This window comes from Psychrobacter sp. TB20-MNA-CIBAN-0197, from assembly GCF_040309765.1.
Lineage (GTDB): Bacteria > Pseudomonadota > Gammaproteobacteria > Pseudomonadales > Moraxellaceae > Psychrobacter > Psychrobacter submarinus.
Window position 1 is genome coordinate 1 of record NZ_JBEOPC010000415.1, and the last position, 280, is coordinate 280.

1 protein-coding gene is annotated in these 280 nt (G+C 36.4%); it reads right to left on the minus strand.

Going from position 1 to position 280, the window contains the following annotated elements:
• Window positions 1-17: 17 nt before the first annotated feature.
• Window positions 18-280 (minus strand): hypothetical protein (locus tag AAEY83_RS14285; protein ID WP_351059859.1); only part of this gene is annotated, 263 nt, incomplete at its 5' end.

Genomic DNA, 280 nt, shown 5'->3' on the forward strand with positions numbered 1-280 from the left:
TTCATATTCCGCTCCAATTAAAATACTAAATCAACACCAACGGCTACTACATCCGTTTCAGTGTCAGTGATGTCATCATCAAATCGACTGAAGTCAATTTTAAATGCAGCAGAAGGGTGGAAGTCATAACGTGCGCCAATTGTGTATACGTTACTCTCTGCACGCATGCTCTCTAGGGCAAAGTTCACTGTAGTATTTAATAAAGGAATTGATTCAAGAGTATTAAAACGTGATGAATCATGTTTATCATCATTTTTTTCATAGGTGAAGTGAACAATAA